The sequence below is a fragment of the Burkholderia metallica genome, assembly GCF_902832845.1.
In the GTDB taxonomy this organism is placed as follows: domain Bacteria; phylum Pseudomonadota; class Gammaproteobacteria; order Burkholderiales; family Burkholderiaceae; genus Burkholderia; species Burkholderia metallica.
In genome coordinates this window covers 155,545-179,670 of the sequence record NZ_CADFDB010000006.1, presented here as the reverse complement: position 1 = coordinate 179,670, position 24,126 = coordinate 155,545, and the positions used below count along the sequence as shown (strand labels likewise).

At 69.0% G+C, this 24,126-nt stretch carries 24 protein-coding genes; 8 read left to right on the top strand and 16 right to left on the bottom strand.

Annotated elements, in window-relative coordinates:
- Positions 1–15 precede the first annotated feature (15 nt).
- The 5 genes from flgF to HWX08_RS18390 form a co-directional block, all read right to left on the bottom strand.
- Positions 16–774, bottom strand: coding sequence for a flagellar basal-body rod protein FlgF (gene flgF / locus HWX08_RS18410; protein ID WP_069257776.1), 759 nt, complete (start codon positions 772–774; stop codon positions 16–18).
- A gap of 19 nt (positions 775–793) precedes the next feature.
- Complete coding sequence (flgE, locus tag HWX08_RS18405; protein ID WP_174923233.1) at positions 794–2,032, bottom strand: flagellar hook protein FlgE; 1,239 nt, start codon at positions 2,030–2,032, stop codon at positions 794–796.
- Positions 2,033–2,065: 33 nt separating this feature from the next.
- A complete protein-coding gene (locus HWX08_RS18400; RefSeq protein WP_069257778.1) occupies positions 2,066–2,812 on the bottom strand; it encodes a flagellar hook assembly protein FlgD in 747 nt (248 codons plus the stop codon).
- 64 nt (positions 2,813–2,876) lie between these two features.
- Positions 2,877–3,302: a flagellar basal body rod protein FlgC gene (gene flgC, locus HWX08_RS18395; protein WP_069257779.1), complete on the bottom strand. Its 426-nt coding sequence runs from the start codon at positions 3,300–3,302 to the stop codon at positions 2,877–2,879.
- Between the two features lie 41 nt (positions 3,303–3,343).
- A complete protein-coding gene (locus HWX08_RS18390) occupies positions 3,344–3,832 on the bottom strand; it encodes a flagellar basal body rod protein FlgB (protein ID WP_069257780.1) in 489 nt (162 codons plus the stop codon).
- 204 nt (positions 3,833–4,036) lie between these two features.
- Here HWX08_RS18390 and flgA point away from each other — a divergent pair, with 204 nt between their 5' ends.
- The 3 genes from flgA (at position 4,037) to HWX08_RS18375 (ending at position 6,233) form a co-directional block, all read left to right on the top strand.
- Positions 4,037–5,275, top strand: coding sequence for a flagellar basal body P-ring formation chaperone FlgA (gene flgA / locus HWX08_RS18385; RefSeq protein WP_175807103.1), 1,239 nt, complete (start codon positions 4,037–4,039; stop codon positions 5,273–5,275).
- 118 nt (positions 5,276–5,393) lie between these two features.
- A complete protein-coding gene (flgM, locus tag HWX08_RS18380; protein ID WP_069257782.1) occupies positions 5,394–5,723 on the top strand; it encodes a flagellar biosynthesis anti-sigma factor FlgM in 330 nt (109 codons plus the stop codon).
- Between the two features lie 69 nt (positions 5,724–5,792).
- Positions 5,793–6,233, top strand: a complete 441-nt coding sequence (locus tag HWX08_RS18375; protein WP_069258091.1) for a flagella synthesis protein FlgN — start codon at positions 5,793–5,795, stop codon at positions 6,231–6,233.
- A gap of 289 nt (positions 6,234–6,522) precedes the next feature.
- On the opposite strand, the gene HWX08_RS18370 is transcribed toward HWX08_RS18375, so the two are convergent.
- A complete protein-coding gene (locus HWX08_RS18370) occupies positions 6,523–8,373 on the bottom strand; it encodes a M24 family metallopeptidase (protein ID WP_174922835.1) in 1,851 nt (616 codons plus the stop codon).
- A gap of 395 nt (positions 8,374–8,768) precedes the next feature.
- On the opposite strand from HWX08_RS18370, the gene HWX08_RS18365 reads away from it, so the two are divergent.
- A complete protein-coding gene (locus HWX08_RS18365) occupies positions 8,769–9,536 on the top strand; it encodes a helix-turn-helix domain-containing protein (protein ID WP_069257784.1) in 768 nt (255 codons plus the stop codon).
- Between the two features lie 46 nt (positions 9,537–9,582).
- Here HWX08_RS18365 and HWX08_RS18360 read toward each other — a convergent pair whose 3' ends face one another.
- The 4 genes from HWX08_RS18360 to HWX08_RS18345 form a co-directional block, all read right to left on the bottom strand.
- Positions 9,583–10,824: a multifunctional CCA addition/repair protein gene (locus HWX08_RS18360; RefSeq protein ID WP_174922834.1), complete on the bottom strand. Its 1,242-nt coding sequence runs from the start codon at positions 10,822–10,824 to the stop codon at positions 9,583–9,585.
- The gene (locus HWX08_RS18355) at positions 10,821–11,468 is read right to left on the bottom strand and encodes a glutathione S-transferase family protein (protein WP_069257786.1); all 648 of its coding nucleotides are present in this window, start codon (positions 11,466–11,468) and stop codon (positions 10,821–10,823) included. The genes HWX08_RS18360 and HWX08_RS18355 overlap by 4 nt, the downstream gene beginning before the upstream one ends.
- Before the next feature lie 47 nt (positions 11,469–11,515).
- The gene (locus tag HWX08_RS18350) at positions 11,516–12,475 is read right to left on the bottom strand and encodes a complex I NDUFA9 subunit family protein (RefSeq protein WP_174922833.1); all 960 of its coding nucleotides are present in this window, start codon (positions 12,473–12,475) and stop codon (positions 11,516–11,518) included.
- A 146-nt stretch (positions 12,476–12,621) separates the two neighbouring features.
- A complete protein-coding gene (locus tag HWX08_RS18345; protein WP_174922832.1) occupies positions 12,622–14,574 on the bottom strand; it encodes a lytic transglycosylase domain-containing protein in 1,953 nt (650 codons plus the stop codon).
- Positions 14,575–14,621: 47 nt separating this feature from the next.
- Between HWX08_RS18345 and HWX08_RS18340 the strand changes: the two genes are divergently transcribed.
- A complete protein-coding gene (locus HWX08_RS18340; protein ID WP_174922837.1) occupies positions 14,622–15,191 on the top strand; it encodes a 5-formyltetrahydrofolate cyclo-ligase in 570 nt (189 codons plus the stop codon).
- A gap of 71 nt (positions 15,192–15,262) precedes the next feature.
- Here HWX08_RS18340 and HWX08_RS18335 read toward each other — a convergent pair whose 3' ends face one another.
- Positions 15,263–15,775, bottom strand: coding sequence for a winged helix DNA-binding protein (locus HWX08_RS18335; RefSeq protein WP_006483173.1), 513 nt, complete (start codon positions 15,773–15,775; stop codon positions 15,263–15,265).
- Between the two features lie 148 nt (positions 15,776–15,923).
- On the opposite strand from HWX08_RS18335, the gene pxpB reads away from it, so the two are divergent.
- The 3 genes from pxpB (at position 15,924) to pxpA (ending at position 18,482) form a co-directional block, all read left to right on the top strand.
- Positions 15,924–16,580: a 5-oxoprolinase subunit PxpB gene (gene pxpB / locus HWX08_RS18330; RefSeq protein WP_069257790.1), complete on the top strand. Its 657-nt coding sequence runs from the start codon at positions 15,924–15,926 to the stop codon at positions 16,578–16,580.
- The gene (locus HWX08_RS18325; RefSeq protein WP_069257791.1) at positions 16,577–17,644 is read left to right on the top strand and encodes a 5-oxoprolinase subunit C family protein; all 1,068 of its coding nucleotides are present in this window, start codon (positions 16,577–16,579) and stop codon (positions 17,642–17,644) included. The genes pxpB and HWX08_RS18325 overlap by 4 nt, the downstream gene beginning before the upstream one ends.
- Positions 17,645–17,717: 73 nt before the next feature.
- The gene (pxpA, locus tag HWX08_RS18320; RefSeq protein ID WP_069257792.1) at positions 17,718–18,482 is read left to right on the top strand and encodes a 5-oxoprolinase subunit PxpA; all 765 of its coding nucleotides are present in this window, start codon (positions 17,718–17,720) and stop codon (positions 18,480–18,482) included.
- A 556-nt stretch (positions 18,483–19,038) separates the two neighbouring features.
- Here pxpA and HWX08_RS18315 read toward each other — a convergent pair.
- Genes HWX08_RS18315 through HWX08_RS18295 form a run of 5 tightly spaced genes read right to left on the bottom strand, consistent with a single transcriptional unit; the run spans position 19,039 to position 24,120 of the window.
- On the bottom strand, positions 19,039–20,184 hold the full coding sequence (locus tag HWX08_RS18315; protein WP_174922831.1) for a TraB/GumN family protein: 1,146 nt from the start codon (positions 20,182–20,184) through the stop codon (positions 19,039–19,041).
- Complete coding sequence (locus HWX08_RS18310) at positions 20,177–21,193, bottom strand: peptide ABC transporter ATP-binding protein (protein WP_174922830.1); 1,017 nt, start codon at positions 21,191–21,193, stop codon at positions 20,177–20,179. The genes HWX08_RS18315 and HWX08_RS18310 overlap by 8 nt, the downstream gene beginning before the upstream one ends.
- Positions 21,190–22,185, bottom strand: a complete 996-nt coding sequence (locus tag HWX08_RS18305; protein ID WP_069257795.1) for an ABC transporter ATP-binding protein — start codon at positions 22,183–22,185, stop codon at positions 21,190–21,192. Before HWX08_RS18305 ends, HWX08_RS18310 begins: the two co-directional genes overlap by 4 nt.
- A gap of 2 nt (positions 22,186–22,187) precedes the next feature.
- A complete protein-coding gene (locus HWX08_RS18300; RefSeq protein ID WP_069257796.1) occupies positions 22,188–23,105 on the bottom strand; it encodes an ABC transporter permease subunit in 918 nt (305 codons plus the stop codon).
- 4 nt (positions 23,106–23,109) lie between these two features.
- Complete coding sequence (locus HWX08_RS18295; protein WP_174922829.1) at positions 23,110–24,120, bottom strand: ABC transporter permease subunit; 1,011 nt, start codon at positions 24,118–24,120, stop codon at positions 23,110–23,112.
- Positions 24,121–24,126: the final 6 nt, after the last annotated feature.

Here is a 24,126-nt window from a genome sequence, read left to right as displayed (position 1 = left end):
CGTAAGGTCTGGCGCTCAGCTGAAATTGAGCAGCTGGTTCGCCGTCTGCTCGTTCTGGTCCGCCGTCTGGATCAGCTTCGACTGAAGCTGGAACGCGCGCGCGTTGTCGATCATCGCGACCATCGCGGTCACCGGGTTCACGTTGCTGCCTTCGAGCGAATTCGGCGTGACGACCACGTTCGGATCGGCGTCGGCCGGATTGCCGTCGGCGGTGCGGAACAACCCGTCGTTGCCGCGCGCGAGCGTGGCCGGATCGGGATTCACGAGCTTCATCTGGTCGACGATCGCGACCGCCGTCGGCGGGTCGCCCGGCATCAGCGCGGACACCGTGCCGTCCTTGCCGATCGTCACTTCCGCGTTCGGCGGCACCGAGATCGGGCCGCCGTTGCCGATCACCGGCAGGTTGCTCGCGTTGACGAGCTGGCCGTTCTCGTCGACGTGCAGGTTGCCGGCGCGCGTGTACGCCTCGCTGCCGTCGGCCGCCTGCACGGCCAGCCAGCCGGCGCCCTGGACGGCGACGTCGAGCGGGTTGCCGGTGCGCGTGATCGGGCCCGGCGCGTAGTCGGCGCCGGGCGTCGACGCGAGCACGTAGGTGCGCGTCGTCGTCGGGTCGATGTTGCTGCCGTCGCCGAAATTCATCGGCACCGCGCGATACGTCGCGAGCTGCGCGCGAAAGCCCGTCGTCGACGCGTTCGCGAGGTTGTTCGCGACGATCGCCTGCTGGTCGAGCGACTGCGACGCGCCCGTCATCGCCGTGTAGATCAGTCGGTCCATGGCTGCCGGTTGTCCGCGCTTACAGGTTGATGAGCGTCTGGTCGACGGTCTGCTGCGTCTTGATCGTCTGCGCGTTCGCCTGGTAGTTGCGCTGCGCGGTGATCAGGTTGACGAGCTGCGACGTGAGGTCGACGTTCGAGTTTTCCAGCGCGCTGCCCTGCAGCGTGCCGTGGTTCGTGCTGCCCGGCGCCGAGATCTGCGGCACGCCCGACGCGGCGCTTTCCGCATACTGGTTGCCGCCGAGGTTCACCAGCCCGTTCGGGTTGTTGAAGTTCGCGAGCGCGATCTGGCCGAGCACGGCGGTCTGGCCGTTCGAGTAGTTGCCGGTCAGCTTGCCGTCGGTGCCGATCGTGTAGGTGGTCAGCGTGCCGCTCGCGTAGCCGTCCTGCGCGAGATTGTTCACGCCGTCCTTGCCGCCGTACTGCGTCGTGCCGGTCAGGTCGAGCGTGATGTCCTGCGGCGTCGCCGAGCCGTCGGTGTTCGGCACCTTTAATTGGAACTGGCCGACCGACGCGGTCGGCGTGGGCGGCGTGCCCGTCGTCGTGCTCTGGATCGCGCCCGACGCATTGAAGTTGACCGTGCCGAGATCGTTGATGGCGCCCTGCACGCCCGCATACGCTTCCCACGTACCGGCCGCCGACTTCACGAAGTACATGTTGACCGCCTGCGAGCCGCCGAGCGAGTCGTACACCTGGATCGACGTCGTGTAGTTGTAGGTCGTGTTGTCGGTCGCGCTGAACGGCGTCTTGGTCGGCACCGTGTCCTGCGAGTTCAGGTTGAACTGGGCCGAGATCTTGGTCGTCGCGGTCGGCGCGATGTTGGTCGTCGGCGCCTGCAGCGGCACGGTCTGCGCGGTGTTGATCACGCCGCCGGCGTTCGCCGCATAGCCCATCAGGTTGCGGCCCTGCGAGTCGACGATGAAGCCGTTCTTGTCGCGCTGGAACGTGCCGTCGCGCGAGTACGTCGTCACGCCGTTGTTCGACATCTGGAAGAAGCCGTTGCCGTTGATCGCGACGTCGAGCGACGAGTTCGTCGTGTTGATCGTGCCCTGGCCGAAGTTCTGCTCCACCGCGTTCAGCGCGGTGCCGATGCCGATCTGCGTGTTGGTCGACGTCGCGACCGAGTTCGCGTACATGTCGGCGAACTGCGCGGTGCTCGACTTGAAGCCGACCGTGTTCGCGTTCGCGATGTTGTTGCCGATCACGTCGAGTGCGTTCGACGCGCCCGCGAGGCCGCTCAGACCCTGTTGATAACCCATTTCGGTCTCCGTTTCGAGAATGCTCGATCAGTATCAGTTGGTGGTCGTGCCGCCGGACGAGGACGACGCGGTGTTCGGGAAAATCGACGCGACCTGGGTCAGCCCCACCGTCGTGCCGTTCGACAGCACGAGCCCCGCCGTGCCGTCGGCCTGCTTGATCACGCTCTGCACGGTCGACGCCGCGAGCGTCGTGGCCGGCTGCGGCGTGCCGTTGCTGTCGGTGTACGACGCGCTGACGGTGTACTTGCCGTCCGGCAGCGCATTGCCCGCCGCGTCGGTCGGCGTCCAGTTGAACGGCACGGTGCCGGCCGACTGCGCGCCCGCGTTGATCGTGCTCACCACGTTGCCCGCCGCGTTCTTCACGGTGATCGTCAGGTTCGACACCGAGCTCGCGAGCGACACGCCGAACGGCGACGCCGCGCCGCTCTTCACCGCGACCGCATTGCCCGGCGCGAGCACGTTCGTGCCGATCAGCAGCGCGGCCTGCGTCTGCTGGCCGGCCGTGAGCTGCGTCGACAGCGACGTGAGCGACGTGTTCAGCTGCGCGATGCCGCTCACCGTGTTGATCTGCGCGAGCTGCGACGTCATCTGCGAGCTGTCGACCGGGCTGGTCGGGTCCTGGTTCTGCAGCTGCGTGACGAGCAGCTTCAGGAACGTCGCCTGCAGGTCGCTCGCCGACGTGCCGTTGGTCGACGACACTTTGTTGGTGTTCATCGTGTCGGTCGGCAGGTTCGACACGCTGGTGCCGTTGCCGCCAATCGTCGTGTTGGAGGAAGTCATCCTGGGTGGCCTTCTGTCGGGACTGTCGATACTGTCGGGTCTGTAACGTCGGTCGGCGCGCGGCTTACGAGCCGATCGTCAGCGTCTTGAGCATCAGCGTCTTCGCGGTGTTCAGCGTCTCGACGTTGGCCTGGTACGAACGCGACGCCGAGATCATGTTCACCATCTCCTGCACCGGGTCGACGTTCGGCATCTGCACGTAGCCGTTCGCGTCGGCGGCCGGGTTCGACGGGTCGTAGGTCGACTTCATCGGCGACGGGTCGTCCATCACCTTCGTCACACGCACGCCGCCCACGCCCTGGCCCGACGCGGTGCGCGCGCCGCCGATCGGGTCGGTCTCGAACACGACCTGCTTGGCCTTGTACGGCTTGCCGTCCGGGCCGGTCGCGCTGTCGGCGTTCGCGAGGTTCGACGCGGTGACGTTCAGGCGCTGCGACTGCGCGGACAGCGCCGAACCGGCGACGCCGAAGATGTTCATCAACGAAGGCATGGAAGCTCCTTTTGCTCGGATGCGGAGGGCGCTGCGCGCCGTCACTGGTTCGTCGTGATCGCGGCGATCATCGCCTTGATCTGCTGGGTCATCACGGTCATCCCGGTCTGGTAGTGCAGCGCGTTGTTCGCGAACTGCACGCGCTCGACGTCGAGATCGACCGTGTTGCCGTCGAGCGACGGCTGCAGCGGCATCCGGTATTGCGCACGGCCGTAGTCGTCCGACGGGCCGCCCGTCGGGATCAGCCTCGCGGTGCCGGCCATGTGGCCCGCCGCCGTCGACACCATCGACATCCCGCTCGTCACGCCGGCCGGCTGCGTCATCGGCAGTTGCCCGGCGTTGCTCGGCGCGAGGCCGCCGCCCGCCTGCTTCAGCGAACGCGCGAGCGTCGACGCGAAATCGACGTCTCGGGCCTGATAGCCGGGCGTGTCGGAGTTCGCGATGTTCGACGACAGCAGTTCCTGCCGGTAGGCGCGTACGTCCAGCGCCTGTCGGCCGAACGCGAATTCCGCATCGAGTTTGTCCAGCATGTGTGCGTCTCTCCGTATGAAGCGCTGCACGCCCCTCGCGCCGGATGGCGACCCGAGAGGCTTTTTTCCATGACAGCGATGGTAGGCGCCGGACGCAACCGGCAATCGGGCGAATAACGCGGCAAAGGCCCCCTCTATTCATCGTTTGCGCGCTGGCCCCGCTCCCTAGAATGCGAAGCGGAACAACGGATCGGGGATACGGCGATGACGGGCAGCGCACTTCGCGAAAGGCACGGGCGGCGCACGCACGTCCGGCGCGCGCTTGCGCTCGCCGCGGCGCTGTGGATCGCCGCGCCGGCCGCGCACGCGGACGACGGGATGATCGTGATTCCGGGCCGCGGCGAGACGGCCGAAACCGCGCTCGCGCACGCCAGTGCGGCGAGCGGCGGGCAGTTCGGCGGGAATGCGGCGACGGCGGCGGGTTCGGGCCCGGCGCCGGACGCGGCCCGCGCGCCGAGCGGCACGGGCGCCGCCGCCGGCGTGTCCGGCGCCGGCTACGCGGCGCAACCGGCCGGCACGATGGTCGTGACGACCGTCCCGCCGCCCACGCCCGCCCCGGCCCCTGCGCGTCGCCCCGTCTACGCAGCCGCCCGCATGAACGCCGGCACCGGCTACGGCACGCCGCGCGCCGCCGATCCGGGCGCGATCGCGACGGTCGTCGCCGGCACGGCCGACCCCGCGTCGAATTCCGCACGGCCGGCCCCGCAGCCGGCCGTCGCCGCGCGCGTGGCCGCGGCCCGCGTGGCGTCGGCCGCGCCGGCGCCGCGCGCGGTGCCGGCTTCCGCCAACGCGGCCCCGGCCCAGCCCGCGACGCCGCCCGGCCAGCAGGACCCCGAGACGATCCGCCGCGCGGCCCTCGCGTTCCTGCAGCAGCAGATCGCGGGCCTGCCGGGCAAGACCACCGCGACGGTCACGACCGCGTTTCCGCGTGGGCTCGTCAGTTGCACGACGCTCGAACCGTTCCTGCCGACCGGCGCGCGCCTGTGGGGCCGCACGACGGTCGGCGTGCGCTGCGCGGGCGAGCGGCCGTGGACCGTCTACCTGCAGGCGAAAGTCGCCGTGCAGGCCACCTACTACGTCGCCGCGCGCCAGATCGCGCCCGGCGAGCCGCTGTCCGCGGCCGACCTGGTCGCCCGCGACGGCGACCTGACCGTGCTGCCGCTCGCGGTGATCACCGATCCGGCGCAGGCGATCGGCTCGACCGCGCTCGCGCGCATCTCGGCCGGGCTGCCGCTGCGGCAGGACATGCTGAAGAGCGCGGCGTCGGTGTCGGCCGGCCAGACGGTGCGGGTCGTCGCGGCCGGGCCCGGCTTCACGATTTCGGCCGAGGGCAGCGCGCTCGCGAATGCGGCGCCCGGCCAGTCGGTGCGGGTGCGGATGGCGGCGGGCCAGATCGTCACGGCGATCGTCAAGGACGCCGGCACCGTGGAAATTCCGCTGTAGGGACGGACCGCGCCGCAAGAATGTAAAGAATTGTTTATTCGGAGCATTTCGGGCTCGCGATGCTAAAGTTCGGGCCGACCCGGCCGTTATCTGGGTCAAACCGAACAGGAAACCCATCGTGAAGATCGATTCCACTCCGAACCCGAGCCCCCTGGCGCCGACCGGCAACGGCGCGACCCGTGCGCAATCCGGCGCGGCCTCGTCCTCGTCCGCGCAGGCGGCCGACGCGGAGTCGACCGGCGGCGACACGAGCGTGAACCTGTCGGGTCTGTCCGGCCAGTTGCGTTCGGTGTCCGCGTCCGGCAACGGCGATATCGACACGGGCCTCGTCCAGTCGATCAAGGACGCGCTGAACAACGGCACGTTGACGATCGATGCGAACAAGATCGCCGACGGCGTATTGAATACCGCCCGCGAGCTGCTGCAACAGCAGCGCCCGGGCAGCTGAAGCCGGCCCTGCCGGTCTCCCCCCGGTTTGCCGGCGCGCCTGACGCGCCGGCGCGACGAGCATGACGCGATGAGAGAAGAGCTGCTGGCCACGGTCAACGACGAACACGCGACGGTCGAAGCGTTCGCGTCCCTGCTCGCCTACGAGGAAAAGGCGCTGACGATGGCGCAGCCGCTCGAGATGCTGCCCGGCATCGTCGAAAAGAAAAGCGAACTGATCGACCGGCTCGCGCAGCTCGAACGCACGCGCGACACGCAGCTTGGCGCACTCGGCTTTCCGGCCGGCAAGAAGGGAATGGACCAGGCCGCCGAGCGCGATGCGCGCCTCGCCGGCCGCTGGCAGTTGCTGCAGCAGTCCGCCGAACGCGCACGCCAGGCCAATGCGAACAACGGGATGCTGATCCGGATCCGGATGGACTACAACGAGCGCGCGCTCGCGGTGCTGCGCTCGGCGCCCGCGCCGGCCGGCGTCTACGGCCCCGACGGGCGCGTGTCGGCGCTCACGCGCTGACCCACTGATTGATCGGCGGCCGCACCGCCGCCATACTTCCCGCCTCTCGCCGCCGTCCGCGGCGTCCCACGCTTCGACAGACCGGGCCCGAGCCCGGCACGTACCATCCCCTCCGATACACGGCCGCGCAGCCGCGCCGCCGTCCCGTCACAACAATCAGAAGAGGGCTGCCGGCGCGTGTTCTGGGACACGCTGCACCCGACCACGCGTACGCACGCGTGGCTCGCCGAGCGGATCGCGCCGTTCGTGCGCGCGCGCCTGCTGGACTGAGCTGCGCGGGCGGCGGTGCTTACAGCAGCGGACACGCGGTGACCTGCGTGCCGCGCGCCGCGCACAGCCGCTCGTAGTCGCGCAGGTACGCGCGCTCGCCGTCGTCCAGCAGGTCGAGATCGATCAGGTCCCAGTCGTAGCCGACCGTCACGATGTTCTCGAACGACACGGTATCCGGCTGCGCGTCGTCGCGGTGGATGATCACGATGTTCTCGATCCGCACGCCGCCCTTGCCCGCCAGGTAGATGCCCGGCTCGACCGAAATCACCGCATTCGGCACGAGCCCGTATTGCGCGCCCGGCGCGAACCGCACGCCGCCCTCATGCACGTGAATCCCGACGCCGTGCCCGGTGCCGTGGCCGAAATCGTGGCCGTGGTCGCGGCAGACCTGCCGCACGAGCGCATCGACGTCGCCGCCCTTTGCCGTGCTCGGGAAGCGCGTGACGAGCCCCTTGATGCAGGCCTTCAGCGCAACCGTGTAGATCTCGCGCTGCCACGGCTGCGCGACCGTCTCCGGCCGGGTCCGGCGCAGCACCACGCGCGTGCAGTCCGTCGCGAAGCCGGCTTCGTAATACGCGCCGCTGTCGAGCAGCACGAGTTCGCCTTCCGCCAGTTCGACGTCCGCGCTCGCTGCCGTGTAATGCGCGAACGCGCTGTTCGCGCCGTTCGCCGCGATCGACGGAAACGTCAGCGCCACCGCCGAGCGCGCGCCGTACGCGTCGTTGATCGTGCGCGCCAGGTCGTATTCGGTATGGCGCACACCCGGCTCGCCGGTCTTCGCCCAGCGCATCGTCTCGGCGATCGCCGCGGAGCTGCGCGCGAACGCGTCGCGGAACCGGTCGAGCACGGCCGGCGTCTTCGCGGCCCGCATCGCCTCGACCGGGTTGAAGTCGGCATGCCGCGCGTGCGGCCACACGCGCTTCACCGCATCGACGAGCGCGCAGTTCACCGATTCGAAGCCGTAGCACACGTGCTCGACCGCGAACGTCGCGAGAAAGCGCTCGAGCGCCGCGACGTCGCGCCGGATCACGTGCAGCGCCGGATACGACGCGAGCGACACGTCGCAGCGGTCGCAGCCTTCCGGCAGGAACAACGCCACCTGGCCGCCGACCGCGAACAGGAAGCCGAGATGCGACGACGCATTCGGGATGTGATAGCCGCGGCTGTTCAGCAGATACGCGAGATCGTCGGACGCGCAGGTGAAGAATGCGGTCTTGCCGTCCGGTGCGCCGGTATACGCGGCGAGCTTGCGGTTCAGCGCGTCGAGGTTCTGCGCGACGCTCACGCCGGTCATCGATTCCGGCACCTCGAAGATTGGCCGCTCGACAACCCAGCCCGGCAACGCGATCGCGCGATCGATCTCGCGATCGACGAGGCTCGTCCAGTCGAGCGACACGGCCTGCGTCCGTTCGAACAGACGATCGCGCTGCGCGACGCTGATGCGCCGCGCGTCGTAGCCGACCCGTGCGAGCCGGCTGCCGTGGGCGACCAGCCAGTCGGCCATCGCCTGCCAGATCGTCACGTTCATCCCGAGCTTCTCGATGCGCACGCGCGCCGGGTCGCACTGCTGCTCGGCCTGCAGGTGATAGCGGCCGTCGACGAACAGCACGAACGGCGGCAGCCCGAGCGCCTGCGCGGTCGCCGCGCTCAGGAAAAGCCCACAGCCGGCCGAGCCGTCGAAACCCGTCAGCGCGTAGCGCGGGTTGTTCGCGAGCGGCAGGTACTCGGTCACGTATTCGTCCTGGGACGTGACCAGCACCGCGTCGAGCCGCAGCGCGTCGAGCAGGCGCGACAGGCCCGCCTGCGTGTCGACGACGGACGCGTCGTACGGGGGAAGGCCGGAGAAGCTGTATTTGAGTCGATCGATCATCGGAAGCCCGTTGTCATGGTTGTCGGCGGCCGGCGGTGACGCGGCGTGACGTGGCGGGGTGCAGGCCCGAGGCCGGCCCGGCGCGATGCCGGGCCGCCGTGCCGCTGCGGCGGCGGGCCCTTTAAAAATTTTCGTCCCACTTAACTTTTTTTGATACGCGCGACAGAATCTAGAGCACGCTGAAATCGAGGTCAAGCGCAAATTTTCGTAGGGCTAAAATCGGCACGACACCCGCGCACCCCGGCACAACGCGAGTTCGCCGGCGAACGCTGCGCGGTACAATGCGCGCGCATCGTCGTCCCGACGGCCGTGCTTCGTGCGATGCGCGGCAGTCACCGTCCGGCGACCGCACGCCCGGCCGCTCGCCTCCCGACTCGTTGCCACGAAAGAGATTCATGGATTCAGACCTCATGCGTATCGGCCAGCGCATTCGCCGCCTGCGCCGGGAAGCGAAGAAGACGCTGCTGGAAGTCGCGACCGAAGCGAAGCTGTCGGTCGGGTTTCTGTCCCAGGTCGAGCGCCACCTCACGGGCATCTCGCTGTCGTCGCTCGTCAACGTCGCGAAGGCGCTCGACGTGCCGCTCGGCGCGCTGATCGACCAGCCGCGCCAGGCGCAGCCCGATTCGCACGAAGGCAGCCGCAAGCCGTATGCGCTCGACGCCAAATCGCAGTGGTACGAACGCCTTTCGACCACGTTCGACGGCAGCCAGATCAATGCAGTGAAGGTGCAGATGATGGAAGGCTACTGCTCGGAATGGGTCGCGCACGGCGGCGACGAATTCGTGTACGTGCTGGCCGGCCTGATCTGCTACACGGTCGGCAGGAAGAAATACCCGCTGTCGCCCGGCGACTCGCTGCATTTCGACGCACGCAAGCGGCATCGGGTCGCCAACGTCGGCGACGGGCCGGCCGAGGTGATCACGGTCGGCACGCTGCCGCTGTTCGACGACCGCAGCGCCAGGTTCGTGTCCGCGACGATGGATCCCGGGAAAGCGGCGCCGGGCGAACCGCGCGCGAAGCGCCGCGTGCCGGCGCCCAAACGGGCGGATCGCGATCGCGCCGCCACCGCAGCCGGAAAAGGAAAGAAAGCCGCGGCCAGGCCGCGCTCGTCCGCCGGCAAACGCCCGGCGGCCGCGAAGCCGGCGCGCAAGAAGAAGTCGTAACGATCGTCCGGCGGCAGGCGCGCGGCGCGCGCCCTCCCCGTCGACCCTATTCGCCGATCGCGAGCGCCTGCGCGACGGCTTCGATCCGTGCGCGATGCACGGCTTCCCGGATTTTCTCCGAATCGTTGCCGACGCCGCGCGCGATCGCGCCGGCGTCGACGCTGCGCGCGGCCGCGAGCGCGACGCGCAGCCGCTCGGCCTGCGGATACGGCTGCGCATCGAGCCCGAGCCGCCCGCGCGCATCCGACTCGCACGCCTGCAGCATCTCGGCGAAACGCGCCGGCTTGCGCAGCGCGTCGCTGCGCTCGAAGAGCCGCACCAGCGCGGCCGCGCCCATCTCCATCACGCGATGCAGGTTGCCGTGTTCGCGCGCGACCACCAGCGCGAGATCGCGGCATTCGTTCGGCACGCGCAGCCGCTCGCACAACGGCTTGAGCAGGTCGACGCTGCGCCCCTCGTGGCCGACGTGGCGCGGCAGCACGTCGGCCGGCGTCGTCGCCTTGCCGAGATCGTGCGTGAGCGCCGCGAAGCGCACCGGCAGCGAGTAGCCCTGCTTCGCCGCATAGTCGACGACCATCATCACGTGCACGCCGGTATCGACTTCCGGGTGGTAATCGGCGCGCTGCGGCACGCCCCACAGCGCATCGACTTCGGGCAGGATGCGCGCGAGCGCGCCGCATTCGCGCAGCACCGCGAACATCCGCGACGGCTTCGCCTCCATCAGCCCGCGCGCGACTTCCTGCCATACGCGTTCGGGCACGAGCGCGTCGACTTCGCCCGCGTCGACCATCCGCCGCATCAGCGCGAGCGTTTCGTCCGCGATCGTGAAATCCGCGAAGCGCGCGGCGAAGCGCGCAATCCGCAGAATCCGCACCGGGTCCTCGACGAACGCGTCGCTCACGTGCCGGAACACGCGTGCGCGCAGGTCGGCCTGCCCGTCGAACGGATCGATCACGGGCCCGACGAGCGCGCCCTCCGGGCTCACTTCGCGCGCCATCGCGTTGATCGTCAGGTCGCGCCGCGCGAGATCCTCGTCGAGCGTCACGTCCGGCGCGTAGTGGAACTGGAAGCCGTGATAGCCGGCCGCCGTCTTGCGCTCGGTGCGCGCGAGCGCGTACTCCTCCTGCGTGCGCGGATGCAGGAACACCGGAAAATCCTTGCCGACCGGCCGGAAGCCCTGCGCGGCCATCTGCTCGGGCGTCGCGCCCACCACCACGTAGTCGCGGTCCTGCACGGGCACGCCAAGCAATTCGTCGCGGATCGCGCCGCCTACTGCGTAGATGTTCATGGCGTCGGCTCGTATTCGGCGATCACGTTCGTTTCGCGGCGCGCGCCGTCGATCCAGCGCTGCACGGCCGGCAGCGCCGTCACGCGGGCCGCATAGCCGGCCGCTTCCGTCGACAGGCCCGGCGCGTACGTGTTGAAGCGCATCACGACGGGCGCGTACATCGCATCGGCGATCCCGAATTCGCCGAACAGGAACGGGCCGCCCGACGCTTCGAGACACTCGCTCCACAGCGCATCGATGCGCGCGACGTCGGCGAGCGCATCGGGCGTCGCGCCGCGCCCCGGCATCGACGCGCGCACGTTCATGCCCATCTGCGTGCGCAGCGCCGCGAAGCCCGAATGCATCTCGGCCGCGACGCAGCGCGCATGCGCGCGCTCGAGCGGATCGGCGGGCCACATCGGGAACTGCGGATAGCGCTCGGCGAGCGTCTCGGCGATCGCGAGCGAATCCCAGATCGCGACGCCGTGGTCGTCGATCAGGCACGGCACCTTGCCGGACGGCGAATACTCGCGGATGCGCGCGTCCGTGTCGTCGCGGCGCAGCTCTATCGCGATCTCGTCGAACGGGATGCCGAAATGCGCGAGCAGCAGCCACGGGCGCATCGACCACGACGAGTAGTTCTTGTCTCCAATGACGAGTTTCATGACGGTGTTCCGGAAAACGCGAAGGTGAAAAGGAAGACGCTGCCGGCCTAGCGGCGCGAGCGGAACCAGTCGAACCGGGAGCGCTGCGCGGCGTGGCCGAGATACGCGGGCGCGATGCTTTCGAGACTCGCGGGCGTGATCCCGAGTTCCGGCACGAGCGGCCCCGACAGCACGTTCGGCACCGACATCGACGCGAGATTGTCGCGCGTGAGCACCGGCTCGCCGGGCAGGCACTCGAACACGCTCGCCTGCACCCGCGCGAGCGCGTCGGGCAGCCGCACGATGCGCGCCTGCCGGCCGACCAGCGTGCCGCAATAGCGCACCAGTTGCTCGAGCGTGTAGACGGTCGGGCCGCCCAGCTCGTAGGTCTTGCCGTGCGCGGCCGCGAGATCGAGCGTGTTGACGAACGCGCGCACGACGTCGCCGACGAACACCGGCTGGAAGCGCGCGTCGGGCATCGCGAGCGGCAGCACGGGCGCCGTGCGCTGCAGGTTCGCGAACGTGTTGAGAAATGCATCGCCGGGGCCGAACACGACCGACGGGCGGAAGATCGTCAGCGCGAGCGAGTCGGTCGCCGCGATCGCATGCAGCGCGGCCTCGCCGTCGCCCTTCGAACGCTGGTACATGCTCGCGCCGTGCGAATCGGCGCCGAGCGCGCTCATGTGCAGCACGCGCTGCACGCCCACCTGGGTGCAGGCGGTCGCGAGCGCGGCCGGCAGCGCGACGTGCGCGCGCTCGAAGCCGGGCCCGTACGGCGTGCCGCGGCCGCCGTGCAGCACGCCGACCAGGTTGATCGCCGCATGCGCGCCCGCGACGAAGCGCGCGAGCGTGCGCGTGTCGAGCGCGTCGAGTTCGACGATTTCGACTGGCAGCATCTGCAGGTGGCGCGCGTGGTCGCGCCGCCGCGTGGCGATCCGTACCTGCTTGCCGGCATCGATCAGCGCATTGACGAGCCGGCTGCCGATGAAGCCGGTGCCGCCCAGCAGCGCGACGGTCTGGCGATCCATGATTCGAGGCTCCTGGGGCCTGTTCACGCTAATGACACACGCTCGCCCGACCACGAAGAAATCACAACCGGGGTCTGGCCGTTATCAGCGTGAACGGGCCCTTAAGCGCACTGCCGCGTCTCGCGCGGCAGTGTGAAGATTGCGGATCAGGGCGAGATCATGCCTAGACGCTTCTTCAACGACTGCGGTTTGCCCTCGAAGAGCGCCGCATAGTAGACGGTGTTCGACAGCACGTTCTTCACGTAGTCGCGCGTCTCGTTGAACGGAATCGTCTCCGCGAAGATCGCGCCTTCAACCGGTTGCGTCAAGACCTGGCGCCACTGGCGCGGCCGGCCCGGGCCCGCGTTGTAGCCGGCCGTGGCGAGCACCGGCGAGCTGTCGAAGTTGTTGTAGATGTCCGCCAGATACCAGGTGCCGAGCTGGATGTTGGTATCGATGTCGTGCATCTGCGCGCGCGAGATCGTGCCCATGCCGAGCTTCTTCGCGACCATCTGCGCGGTGGCCGGCATCAGCTGCATCAGGCCGCCCGCGCCCACCGACGAACGCGCGCTGATGATGAAGCGCGATTCCTGGCGGATCAGCCCGTACGCCCATTCGACGTCGAGGCCGGTCGACTGCGCATAGCGCTCGACGGTGCTGCGATACGGCGACGGGTAGCGCAGCGTGAAGTCGTGCTCGGCCTTCGTGCGATCGGCCGTGTTGACCGTGCGGTCGAGCAGCTCGACGCGCTTGCCGTATTCGGCTGCGGCCAGCAACTGGCGATCGGTCATCCCGCGCAGCGGCCAGTTCCATTCGCGGTTGCCCTCGAGGCGCAGGTTCAGCGCATAGAAACGCTGCGCGAGCGCGAAGCCGGGAATCTTGCTCATCGCATCGATCTCGGCGTCGCTCACCTTCGTGCGCGGCGGGATCGCCGTGCGCTGGCCGAGCTCTTCGCCGGCGAGCTGCCCGTAGAAGTTGAACTGGCCGGCGACCTGCTCGAATTCCTGGTTCGCCTGCAGCGTGTCGCCGCTCTGCTTGAGCGCGCGCGCATGCCAGTAGATCCAGGCCGGATCGTCGCGCAGCGACGGCGGCATCTGCTCGATCGACCAGCGCACCATCGGCCAGTTGCCGGCGAGCAGCGCGGCGCGCGTGCGCCATTCGTAGCCCGGGTTCGACAGCGGCGCATTCGCGGATTTCGCATACCAGACCGAGGCGAGCGGCGAGCGCTTGATCGCGCCCTGGTAACCGATCGCACCCCACGCGATCGCCTGCTCCTGTTTGGTCAGCGACGGCGCGACCGTCGACAGCATCCCGGCCGCGGCGTCCGGATCGTTGCGCGCCATGCGGCCGAGCGCGATCAGCGCGAGCTGGTGCGACGCGGCATCCGCGCCGACGCCGCGCGCGAGGTACAGCGGTGGCGCGCTCGTCGCCTGGTCGAAGCCGACCGGGCGCGCGCCGAGCGCGTCGACGATCTTGCCGCCGAGCGTCGTGTAGTTCTGTTCGTACGCGAGGCGCGCCTGCTGCCACACGTCGTCGCTCCTGAACTGCTGGTTGACGGTGAGCGCGGTGATCAGGTCGACGCACGCGTCGCCGTAGTTCTTCGGCTCGACGAGCAGCGCACGTGCGGCGTCGGCGACGTTCTCGCCGCGCGACGCGCGCGATTCGAGCGCGTAGCACTTCACCTGCGTGTCGTCGTCGAGCACGAAGCGCTTGTACTGATCGTCGAAGTTGCGCCAGTCGTGGCGCGCGCCGAGTACGAGCAGGTAGTCGTTGCGCATGCGGTCGGCGATCGCCTGGCCGTCGTAGCGCTGCAGGAACGACTGCACGGGCGCGTCCGGCGCGTCCACGCGCGCGCGGCCCGTCGAATCGAACAGCTGCGGCTTGATCTGGAAATACTCGACGTAGGACGGGACCGGATAGTTCGGGATCATCGACGCGAGCTGCGCGGCTTTCGCGGCGTCGTTGCGGCGTGCGGCTTCGCGAAGCTGCACGAAGATCTGGTCATCCCCGGGGAGCGTGTCGTCGTTCGGTGCGGCGCACGCGGCCGTGCCCGCGACGAGCGCGGTGGCGGAAAGTGCCAGCGCGACCGCGCGATATACTCGGAAAAGGCTGTTCGACATCGTATTGACTGGAGCACGAAGTGAGCGAAAGCATAGCACGCAACCCTGTGCCGAACCCGAAGGTTGCGCTGCGCAAAACGCTGTCCGGCGCGCGTCGCGACGCCGCGTCGCAACCCGCCGCGAACGCCGCGCTCGACGCGCGGCTGCGCTCGCTGCTCGACCGGCTCGCGCCGCGCACGGTCGGGTTCTACTGGCCGCTGCCGGGCGAATTCGATGCGCGCGACGCGGTGCTCGCCTGGTGCGCGGCCGGTGCCGGCAGGCAGGCCGCGCTGCCCGTGATCGGCGAGCCGCACACGCCGCTCGCGTTCCATGCATGGGATGCGCACACGCCGATGCGCGAAGGTCATCACCGGATTCCGGAACCGGCGTCGGGCCTCGTCGTCGTCCCTGATTTGTTGCTGATTCCGTGCGTGGGATTCGATGCGCAGCGCTACCGGCTCGGCTACGGCGGCGGCTATTACGACCGCACGCTCGCCGCGTGGCCGGGCAGCGCATTGCCCGTGACGGTCGGCATCGCGTATGAAGCGTGCCGCGTCGACGCGCTGCCGGCCGAAGCGCACGATCTCGCGCTGCAATGGATCGTGACCGACGGCACGCTGTACCCGGCCGCCGGATGACGCGGCGGGCCGCGCCGCATCCGCCGTCCCGCGCCCGTCAGCGCAGTGCCGCGCGCCGCCGGCGCAACCGTTTACAGCGACGCCGCCGCGCGCGCAGCCGTGTCGTACAGGCCCGATGCGTGGCGCAGCAACTGCGCGGCGTCGCCGATCTGCTCGTTGGTGAGCCCGCTGTCCTTCAGCGTCTCGATCAGGCAGTGCTCGCGCACCTCGCGGTACTTCAGGCACAGGTCGCGGCCCGCGTCGGTCGCGAAGAAGAACACTTCCTTGCCGTTCTTCTCGCTCTTCACATAGCCGCGGGCGATCAGTTTTTTCAGCGCATAGGTCGCGACATGCGTATCCTCGATATTGAGCACGAAGCAGATGTCGGCGAGCTTCTTCTTGCGTTCGCGATGGCTGACGTGATGCAGCAGCGACACCTCGACCGCCGTCATGTCCTTCGCGCCGGCCGCCGACATGCAGCGCACCATCCACCGGTTGAACGCGTTGCCTGCCATGATGAGCCCGTATTCGAGCTCCGAGAGCTCCGCGCTCGAATCGGAAACGAGGTGTTCGGATGACACGATCTTGGTCGCAGGACGCTTCATGGAAAGGCGGAGCAAGCCGGTTGACAGGGTGTGCCGAGTGTACGCCAGAAGCCCCGCCATACGGGCTAGGCGAAAACGCTTATTGGGAAGTTGTCGATATTTTATTGACAATGTGCGCTAACATTGCCGTCCGAACCGTGCCAGTCCGATGACGCAACCCCGCTTTTATCCGCTCGGCGATGCCGCCCTCGTCTGCGAGGTGCCGCCGCCCGCCACGCTCGATTGCCAGCGCCGCGTCTGGGCCGTTGCCGAGGCCGCGCGCGCGTGGCCCGACGTGATCGACGTCGTGCCCGGGATGAACAACCTGACGATCGTGTTCGACGCGCTCGCGACGACCGCCGATTCGCTCACGCCGGCGCTGCGCGACGCGTGGGAGACGGCCGACGTCGAACACGCGGACGGCCGCGAAGTCGAGATTCCGGTCGAGTACGGCGGCGCCGCCGGCCCCGACCTGCCGGCCGTCGCCGCGCATACCGGCCTGTCGGCCGACGAGGTCGTCGCGCGCCATGCGGCCGGCGCCTACGTCGTGTTCTTCGTCGGCTTCCAGCCGGGTTTCGCGTATCTCGGCGGCCTCGACGCCACGCTGCACACGCCGCGCCGCGCGGCGCCGCGCCTGGAGGTGCCTGCCGGCTCGGTCGGCATCGGCGGCGCGCAGACGGGCATCTACCCGGCCACGTCGCCCGGCGGCTGGCAGCTGATCGGCCGCACGTCGCACGTGCTGTTCGATCCGGCGCGGCCGCAGCCGACGCTGCTGCTGCCCGGCGACCGCGTGCGCTTCACCATTGCGGGAGTCGACGCACGATGACCCAGAGCAACGCACCGGGCACCATCGAAGTGGTGCGGGCCGGCCCGCTGTCTACCGTGCAGGATCTCGGGCGCCGCGGCGCACGCCATCTCGGCGTCGCGCAGGGCGGCGCGCTCGACGGCCTCGCGCTCGAGGTCGGCAACCGGCTGGTCGGCAACCGCGCCGACGCGGCGGCCGTCGAAATCACGATCGGCCCGGCCGCGTTCCGCTTCACGCGCGCGACCCGCATCGCGATCACCGGCACCGAGTTCGGCGCGACGCTCGACGGCCGGCGCGTCTTTTCATGGTGGAGCCTGCCGGTCGAGGCCGGGCAGACGCTCGTGCTGCCGGCCGCGAAACGCGGAATGCGCGGCTACCTGTGCATCGCCGGCGGCATCGACGTGCTGCCGATGCTCGGCTCGCGCAGCACCGATCTCGCGTCGCGCTTCGGCGGCCTTGGCGGCCGCGCGCTGCGCGACGGCGATCGCCTCCCGGTCGGCGTGCCGCCGGCCGGCATCGGCTGCCTCGCGGCCGATGCGCCGGAATTCGGCGTGAAGGCGCCGGCGTGGTGCGCGTTCGTGCGCGTCGACGAGCCGCCGCGCCGCCACCGACCCGCGCATGCGCCGTGGGCGATGCCCGTGCGCGTGCTGCCGGGCCCCGACTACGCGTCGTTCGCCGCCGATTCGCAGCAGGCGTTCTGGGATGAGGAATGGCTCGTCACGGCGAACAGCAACCGCATGGGCTACCGGCTTGCCGGCGTCGAACTCGTGCGCGAAAAGCCGGCCGAGCTGCTGTCGCATGCGGTGCTGCCCGGCACGATCCAGGTGCCGCCGAACGGCCAGCCGATCGTGCTGATGCACGATGCGCAGACCACCGGCGGCTACCCGAAGATCGGCACGGTGATCCGGGCCGACCTGTGGAAACTCGCGCAGGCGCGGCTCAACCTGCCGATCCGCTTCGTGCGCACGACGCCCGACGCCGCGCGTGCCGCCCTCGCCGCGGAGCGTGCGTATCTACGGCAGATCGACGTGGCGATCGACATGCGCGAGGAAGCGCGCCGCCGCGCGCAGTCGCAAGCGGCGTGACAATGACGGTGGACGTACCGAAGTCAGTAGCAGGAGCCAAGACGCGCCACGCAATCAGTGGACGAGGAACATCATGGAAATCGATCTGAATGCCGATCTCGGCGAAGGATGCGGTTCGGACGAGGCGCTGCTCGACCTCGTGACGTCCGCGAACATCGCATGCGGGTGGCATGCGGGCGGCGCGAACGCGATGCGCGACTGCGTGCGCTGGGCCGTGCAGAAAGGCGTGGCGATCGGCGCGCACCCGAGCTTTCACGATCCGGAGAATTTCGGCCGCAAGGAAATGCAGCTGCCGGCCGGCGACATCTACGCGGGCGTGCTGTACCAGCTCGGCGCGCTGTCGGCGATCGCGCAGGCGGAAGGCGGGCGCATCGCGCACGTGAAGCCGCACGGCGCGCTGTACAACCAGGCCGCGCGCGACCCGATGATCGCCGATGCGGTGGTGTCCGCGATCCGCGATTTCGATCCGTCGCTCGCGGTGTTCGGGCTCGCGAACAGCGTGTTCGTCGCGGCCGCGCGGCACGCGGGGCTCGCCGCGGTGGAAGAAGTGTTCGCCGACCGCGGCTACCGCGCCGACGGCTCGCTCGTGCCGCGCAACCAGCCCGGCGCGCTGATCGACGACGAGGACGCGATGATCGCGCGCACGCTGGACATGGTGCGCAGCCGCCAGGTGCGGGCGATCGGCGGCGAATGGGTGATGCTCAATGCGCAGACGGTCTGCCTGCACGGCGACGGGCCGCACGCGCTGGCGTTCGCGAAACGGATTCGCGCGGCGCTCGAGTCGGTGGGCGTCGACGTGGTCGCGCCCGGCGTGCTGCAGGCCGACGAACGCACGTAATCCGGCCGGCCGCGCAAGCGGATACAAATCCGTCGCACCAAAGAAAAAAGCGCCCTCGTGGCGCTTTTCCGTTGGCGCAATCGCCGCGGCTTCGCCGTCTGTCGATTCGCCCCCCGAAACCGTCTTGCGACGGTGACCGGAAAAACATTCCGGATTAAAAAACGTCCGCCGCCGCCCGTTTACTGCCTTTCCCCGGTTGGACGACGGAACGTCGCTTATTCGCAAGTCGGCCTGCATGCATTGTTGTTGTCCGACGATGATTGGCCCCGCCGTACATGCAGACACTTCCGCGGCCGGCACGTGCATCACGTGCCGGCAACGCGCTCACCCCGCGCTTTTTTCTGCTACCCCGTAGAACTTATCTATTCTTTTCATTTTTTCAACTTGTGGATCGAAGAATAGAGATTGGCAGATCGGGATGTCAATCGTTTGAAACGCTATTTTCTGACGATTCGAGGGTTTTCCTTATCGAATAGCCTGCCCATACAGGCGTTTGACGCCGCCGGCGCGACGTCGATCAAACAGGGGAGGATCGGTTCGAACGCGCTGACGGCGATCAGTTCGCGTCGACGTTGTAACCTTGTTGACGCAACAATTCGAGCACGCCGCGCGGGCCGCCCAGGTGCAGCGCGCCGATCGCGACGAACAGCGGCCGGTTCGGTGCGGCGATTGCCGTCATCCGTGCAACGAAGCGCCGGTTGCGCTCGTACACGATCTTGTTGTCGAGCGACGCCGACAACGCCTTCGAACGCGCGAGCCGTTCGCTCTTCGCGACCGCCCAGGCCGAGATCGCATCGGCGTCGCCAATTCGCCACAGTCGATGCAGCGCCTTGATGTCGTCGGCGTTCTGCGCCGGGGTCTGCACCATGTCCTGCGCAAGCATCTCGCGTTGCTCGGCCAGCGTGAGCCCGGTGAACGCGCGCATCTGTTCGGCGGGCGTCTCCAGCCCGATCACGCGGCCGCCCTTCTTCTTCAGGAAGACGTTCTGCAGCTGCGCCTCGGTGCCGTACTCGGTCTGCAGGCCGGCCGACAGCGAATCGTAGGTCTCGACGACGAGCGCCGCGAGCCACGGCCGCATCTTGCGGATCTCCGCGAGCGCGGCCGGGTTGCCGCGCAGACGCGCAGCGAGCCGCTGCCACAGCGGCTCCGGCAGCAGGCGCTGCAGGCACGGATAGCGGCAGACGCCGTACTTCGACACGTCGTCCTGCGATTCGAGCAGGTCGTCGGGCGACAGCTCGAGCGCGAGCGTCGGCGACGCGGCGAGCGCCGCGAGTATGCGCGGCCGGAACGGCTGCGCGCTCGGGTAATCGGACGGATCGCCCGTATGCAGCGTGCCGAGCACGTACAGCGTGACCTTGCCCTTGGTCGCGACGTAGAACGGCATGCGCGCGGGCTGCACGCGCACGGTGCCGCGCGATACCGTGCCGTCGGTCACGGCGGGCGCATGAAAGCCCGGCAGGCTCATGCCGGGCGGCGGGACTTGCGACGGGCGAATCGGTGAAGTGGCCGGCGCGCGCCCTTCGGCGCGCGCGGATTCGACGGGAACCACGAGGCTGGCCGCCACGCACGCGCCGGCCAGCGCCGCGCCCGTGACGGTACGCACGCTCCAGCGCCGCGCGTAGCGGTACGCGCGCATCACGCGCGCACCGCCGGCCCCCGCACGGCGCACGCCACACGCGCGCGCCGCCAACGCTTCAGGCATTCGCCTCCCCTACGTCCTCGGCCCGATGGCAGGCCACGCGCCGGCCATCGACCTCGCGCAGCTGCGGCTCCTCCGCACGGCAGCGCTCGACCGCATACGGGCAGCGCTGGTGGAACGCGCAGCCCGACGGCGGATTGAGCGGCGACGGCAGTTCGCCCTGCAGCTTGATCTGCACGCGGCGGTCTTCCTCGAAGATCGCCGGCGTCGCCGACATCAGCGCGCGCGTGTACGGATGGCGCGGCCGCGCGTAGATCGTCTCCTTGTCGCCGAGCTCGGCGACGCTGCCGAAGTACATCACCATCACGTCGTCCGCGACGTGCTCGACCACCGACAGGTTGTGCGAGATGAACACGTAGCTCGTCTTGAACTGCTCCTGCAGATCCATGAACAGGTTCAGGATCTGCGCCTGGATCGACACGTCGAGCGCCGACACCGGCTCGTCGGCGACGACGATGCGCGGATCGAGGATCATCGCGCGCGCGATCGCGACCCGCTGGCGCTGGCCACCCGAGAACATGTGCGGATAGCGCTTCGCGTGCTCGGGCCGCAGGCCGACCGTGCGCATGATCTGCGCGATGCGCGCCGCGCGCTCCGCGGCGGTCAGGTTCGCGTTGATCTCGAGCGGCTCGGCGAGCGTCTGCTCGACGGTCTTGCGCGGGTTCAGCGACGCGAACGGGTTCTGGAACACCATCTGCACGCGGCGGCGCAGGTCGGCGACCGTCTCGCGGCTCGCCCCGGCGACGTTCTTGCCGTCGATCGTCAGGCTTCCCGCGGTGGGCGTCTCGATCATCGTCAGCTGGCGGGCGAGCGTCGACTTCCCGCAGCCCGATTCGCCGACGACGGCGAGCGTCTTGCCGCGCTTGAGCGAGAACGACACGCCGTTCAGCGCCTTCACCGTGCCCTGCCCGAACATCCCGCGCTTCACCGAATAGTGTTTCGCGAGTCCGTCGGCCACCAGCACGGCTTCCTCGTCGTGCGGCGTGGCACGCGTTTGATTGACTGCATTCATCGTGCGCCTCCCGTCAGGTCGAGGTTGGAAACGTTGAGCGGCTTGATGCAGCGTGCGCGCATCGCATCGTTGCCGGACACCAGCGTGTCGAGCGCCGGCCGCGCCTTGCGGCAGTCGTCGACGACGTACTTGCAGCGCGGCGCGAACAGGCACCCGGACGGGCGATCGTCGCGCCCCGGCACCATGCCGGGCAATGCGGCAAGGCGACGCGCCCCCTTATTGTGCTCGGGAATCGCCGCGAGCAGCGCTTCGGTGTACGGATGATGCGGCGCGCGGAAGATGTCGGGCACGCGGTTGGTCTCGATCACCTCGCCCGCGTACATCACCGCCACGCGCTGCGCGACCTCGGACACCACGGCCAGGTCGTGCGAGATCAGCACGAGCGCCATCCCGCGCTCCTTCTGCAGCTTCACGAGCAGATCCATGATCTGCGCCTGGATCGTCACGTCGAGCGCGGTGGTCGGCTCGTCGGCGATCAGCAGCTTCGGGTTGCATGCGACGGCCATCGCGATCATCACGCGCTGGTTCATCCCGCCCGACATCTGGTGCGGGAACGACGCAATGCGGTTCTTCGCATCGGGAATGCCGACCTGGTCGAGCAGTTCGAGCGCGCGCCGGTGCAGCGCGTCGCCGCGCAGGCCCTCGTGCAGCTTCAGCACCTCCTTGATCTGGTAGCCGACCGTGTAGCTCGGGTTCAGGCTCGTCAGCGCGTCCTGGAACACCATCGCGATGTCCTTGCCGACGATCTTGCGGCGCGCCTTCGGCGACGCCTTCAGCAGATCGACGCCGTTGAACGTCACTTCGTCGGCCGTCACCTTGCCCGGCGCGTCGATCAGGCCCATCAGCGCCATCATCGTCACGCTCTTGCCCGAGCCCGATTCGCCGACGACGCCCACCACCTCGCCCGGCGCGATCGACAGGTTGATCCGGTCGACGGCGGGCAGGCCGTTGAAGTTCACCGCGAGATTGCGGATGGTCAGAAGATTGTTCATGGTCACGCCATCCGTTTCAGCTTGGGATCGAGCGCGTCGCGCAGCCCGTCGCCGAGCAGGTTGATCGCGAGCACCGAAATCAGGATCGACAGGCCGGGCATCGTCACGATCCACCACGCGTTGTCGATGTAGTCGCGCGCGGACGCCAGCATCGCGCCCCACTCCGCGGTCGGCGGTTGCACGCCGAGGCCGAGGAAGCCGAGCGCGGCCGCGTCGAGAATCGCCGACGAGAAGCCGAGCGTCGCCTGCACGATCAGCGGCGCCGTGCAGTTCGGCAGCACCTGCGAGAACATCAGGCGCAGCGTGCCGGCGCCGGCCACGCGCGACGCCGTCACGTACTCCTTCTGCAGTTCGCCGAGCGCCGACGCGCGCGTGAGGCGCACGTAGGCCGGCAGCGCGACGATCGCGATCGCGAACATCGTGTTGGTGAGGCCCGGGCCGATGATCGCGACGACCGCGACCGCGAGCAGCAGCGACGGCAGCGCGAGCAGCACGTCCATGATGCGCATCACCGGCGTGTCGGCCCACTTCTGGAAGAACGCGGCGACGAGCCCGAGCACGATGCCGGGGATCAGCGCGAGCACGACCGACACGAAGCCGATCCAGAACGACATCCGCGCGCCGTACATCAGGCGCGAGAGGATGTCGCGGCCCGCTTCGTCGGTGCCGAGGATGAATTTCCAGTTGCCGCCGTCCAGCCACGCGGGCGGGATCTTCACGAAGTCGCGGTATTGCTCGACCGGGCTGTGCGGCGCGAGCAGCGGGGCGAACAGCGCGACCAGGATCAGCACGAGCACGACGATGCCGGCGCCGACGGCGCCGCGGTTGCGCGAGAAGTTGGCCCAGAACTCGCGCAGCGCGAGCGCACGGCCGCCGGCCGGCGCGGATTCGCTCGGCAGGGTGTTTTGCAGGTTGCTCATGGGATTACCTCGTGTGGCGGATGCGCGGATTCAGCACGCCGTACAGCAGGTCGACGACCAGGTTCACGACGATCACGAGCGTCGCGATCAGCAGGATGCCGCCCTGGACGACCGGATAGTCGCGGCGGCCGATCGCATCGATCAGCCACTTGCCGACGCCGGGCCACGAAAAGAGCGTCTCGGTCAGCACGGCGCCCGCGAGCAGCGTGCCGATCTGCAGGCCGATCACGGTGACGACCGGGATCAGCGCATTGCGCAGCGCATGCACGACCACCACGCGCGCGGGCGACAGCCCCTTCGCGCGGGCGGTGCGGATGTAGTCCTCGCGCAGCACTTCGAGCATCGACGAGCGCGTCATCCGCGCGATCACCGCGAGCGGGATCGTGCCGAGCACGATCGAGGGCAGGATCAGGTGGCTCACCGCCGACTTGAACGAGCCTTCGTCCGGCGCGAGCAGCGCGTCGATCAGCATGAAGCCCGTCGGGTGCGGAAAGTCGTATTCGACGGCGATGCGCCCCGACACGGGCGTCCAGCCGAGGTATGACGAAAACACCATGATGAGGATCAGCCCCCACCAGAAGATCGGCATCGAATAGCCGGTGAGCGCGGTGCCCATCACGCCGTGATCGATGACCGAGCCGCGCCGCAGCGCGGCGATCACGCCGGCCGGCAGCCCGACCGCGAGCGCGAACACGAGCGCGCACAGCGACAGCTCGACCGTCGCCGGGAAGCGCGCGAAGAACTCGCCCGCGACGCTCGTGTTGGTGATGATCGACGTGCCGAGGTCGCCGTGCAGCGCACGGCCGATGTAGTGCAGGTACTGCATGGGCAGCGGCTGGTCGAGCCCGAGGCGTTTCATCGCCTCCGCATGCATCGCGGGATCGACGCCGCGCTCGCCCATCATCACTTCGATGGGGTCGCCCGGTATCAGGTGAATCAGCGCAAACGCCAGGATGGTGATGCCGATGAAAGTCGGGATCACCATGCCCACGCGGCGCAACACGAATGTGAACATGATGCG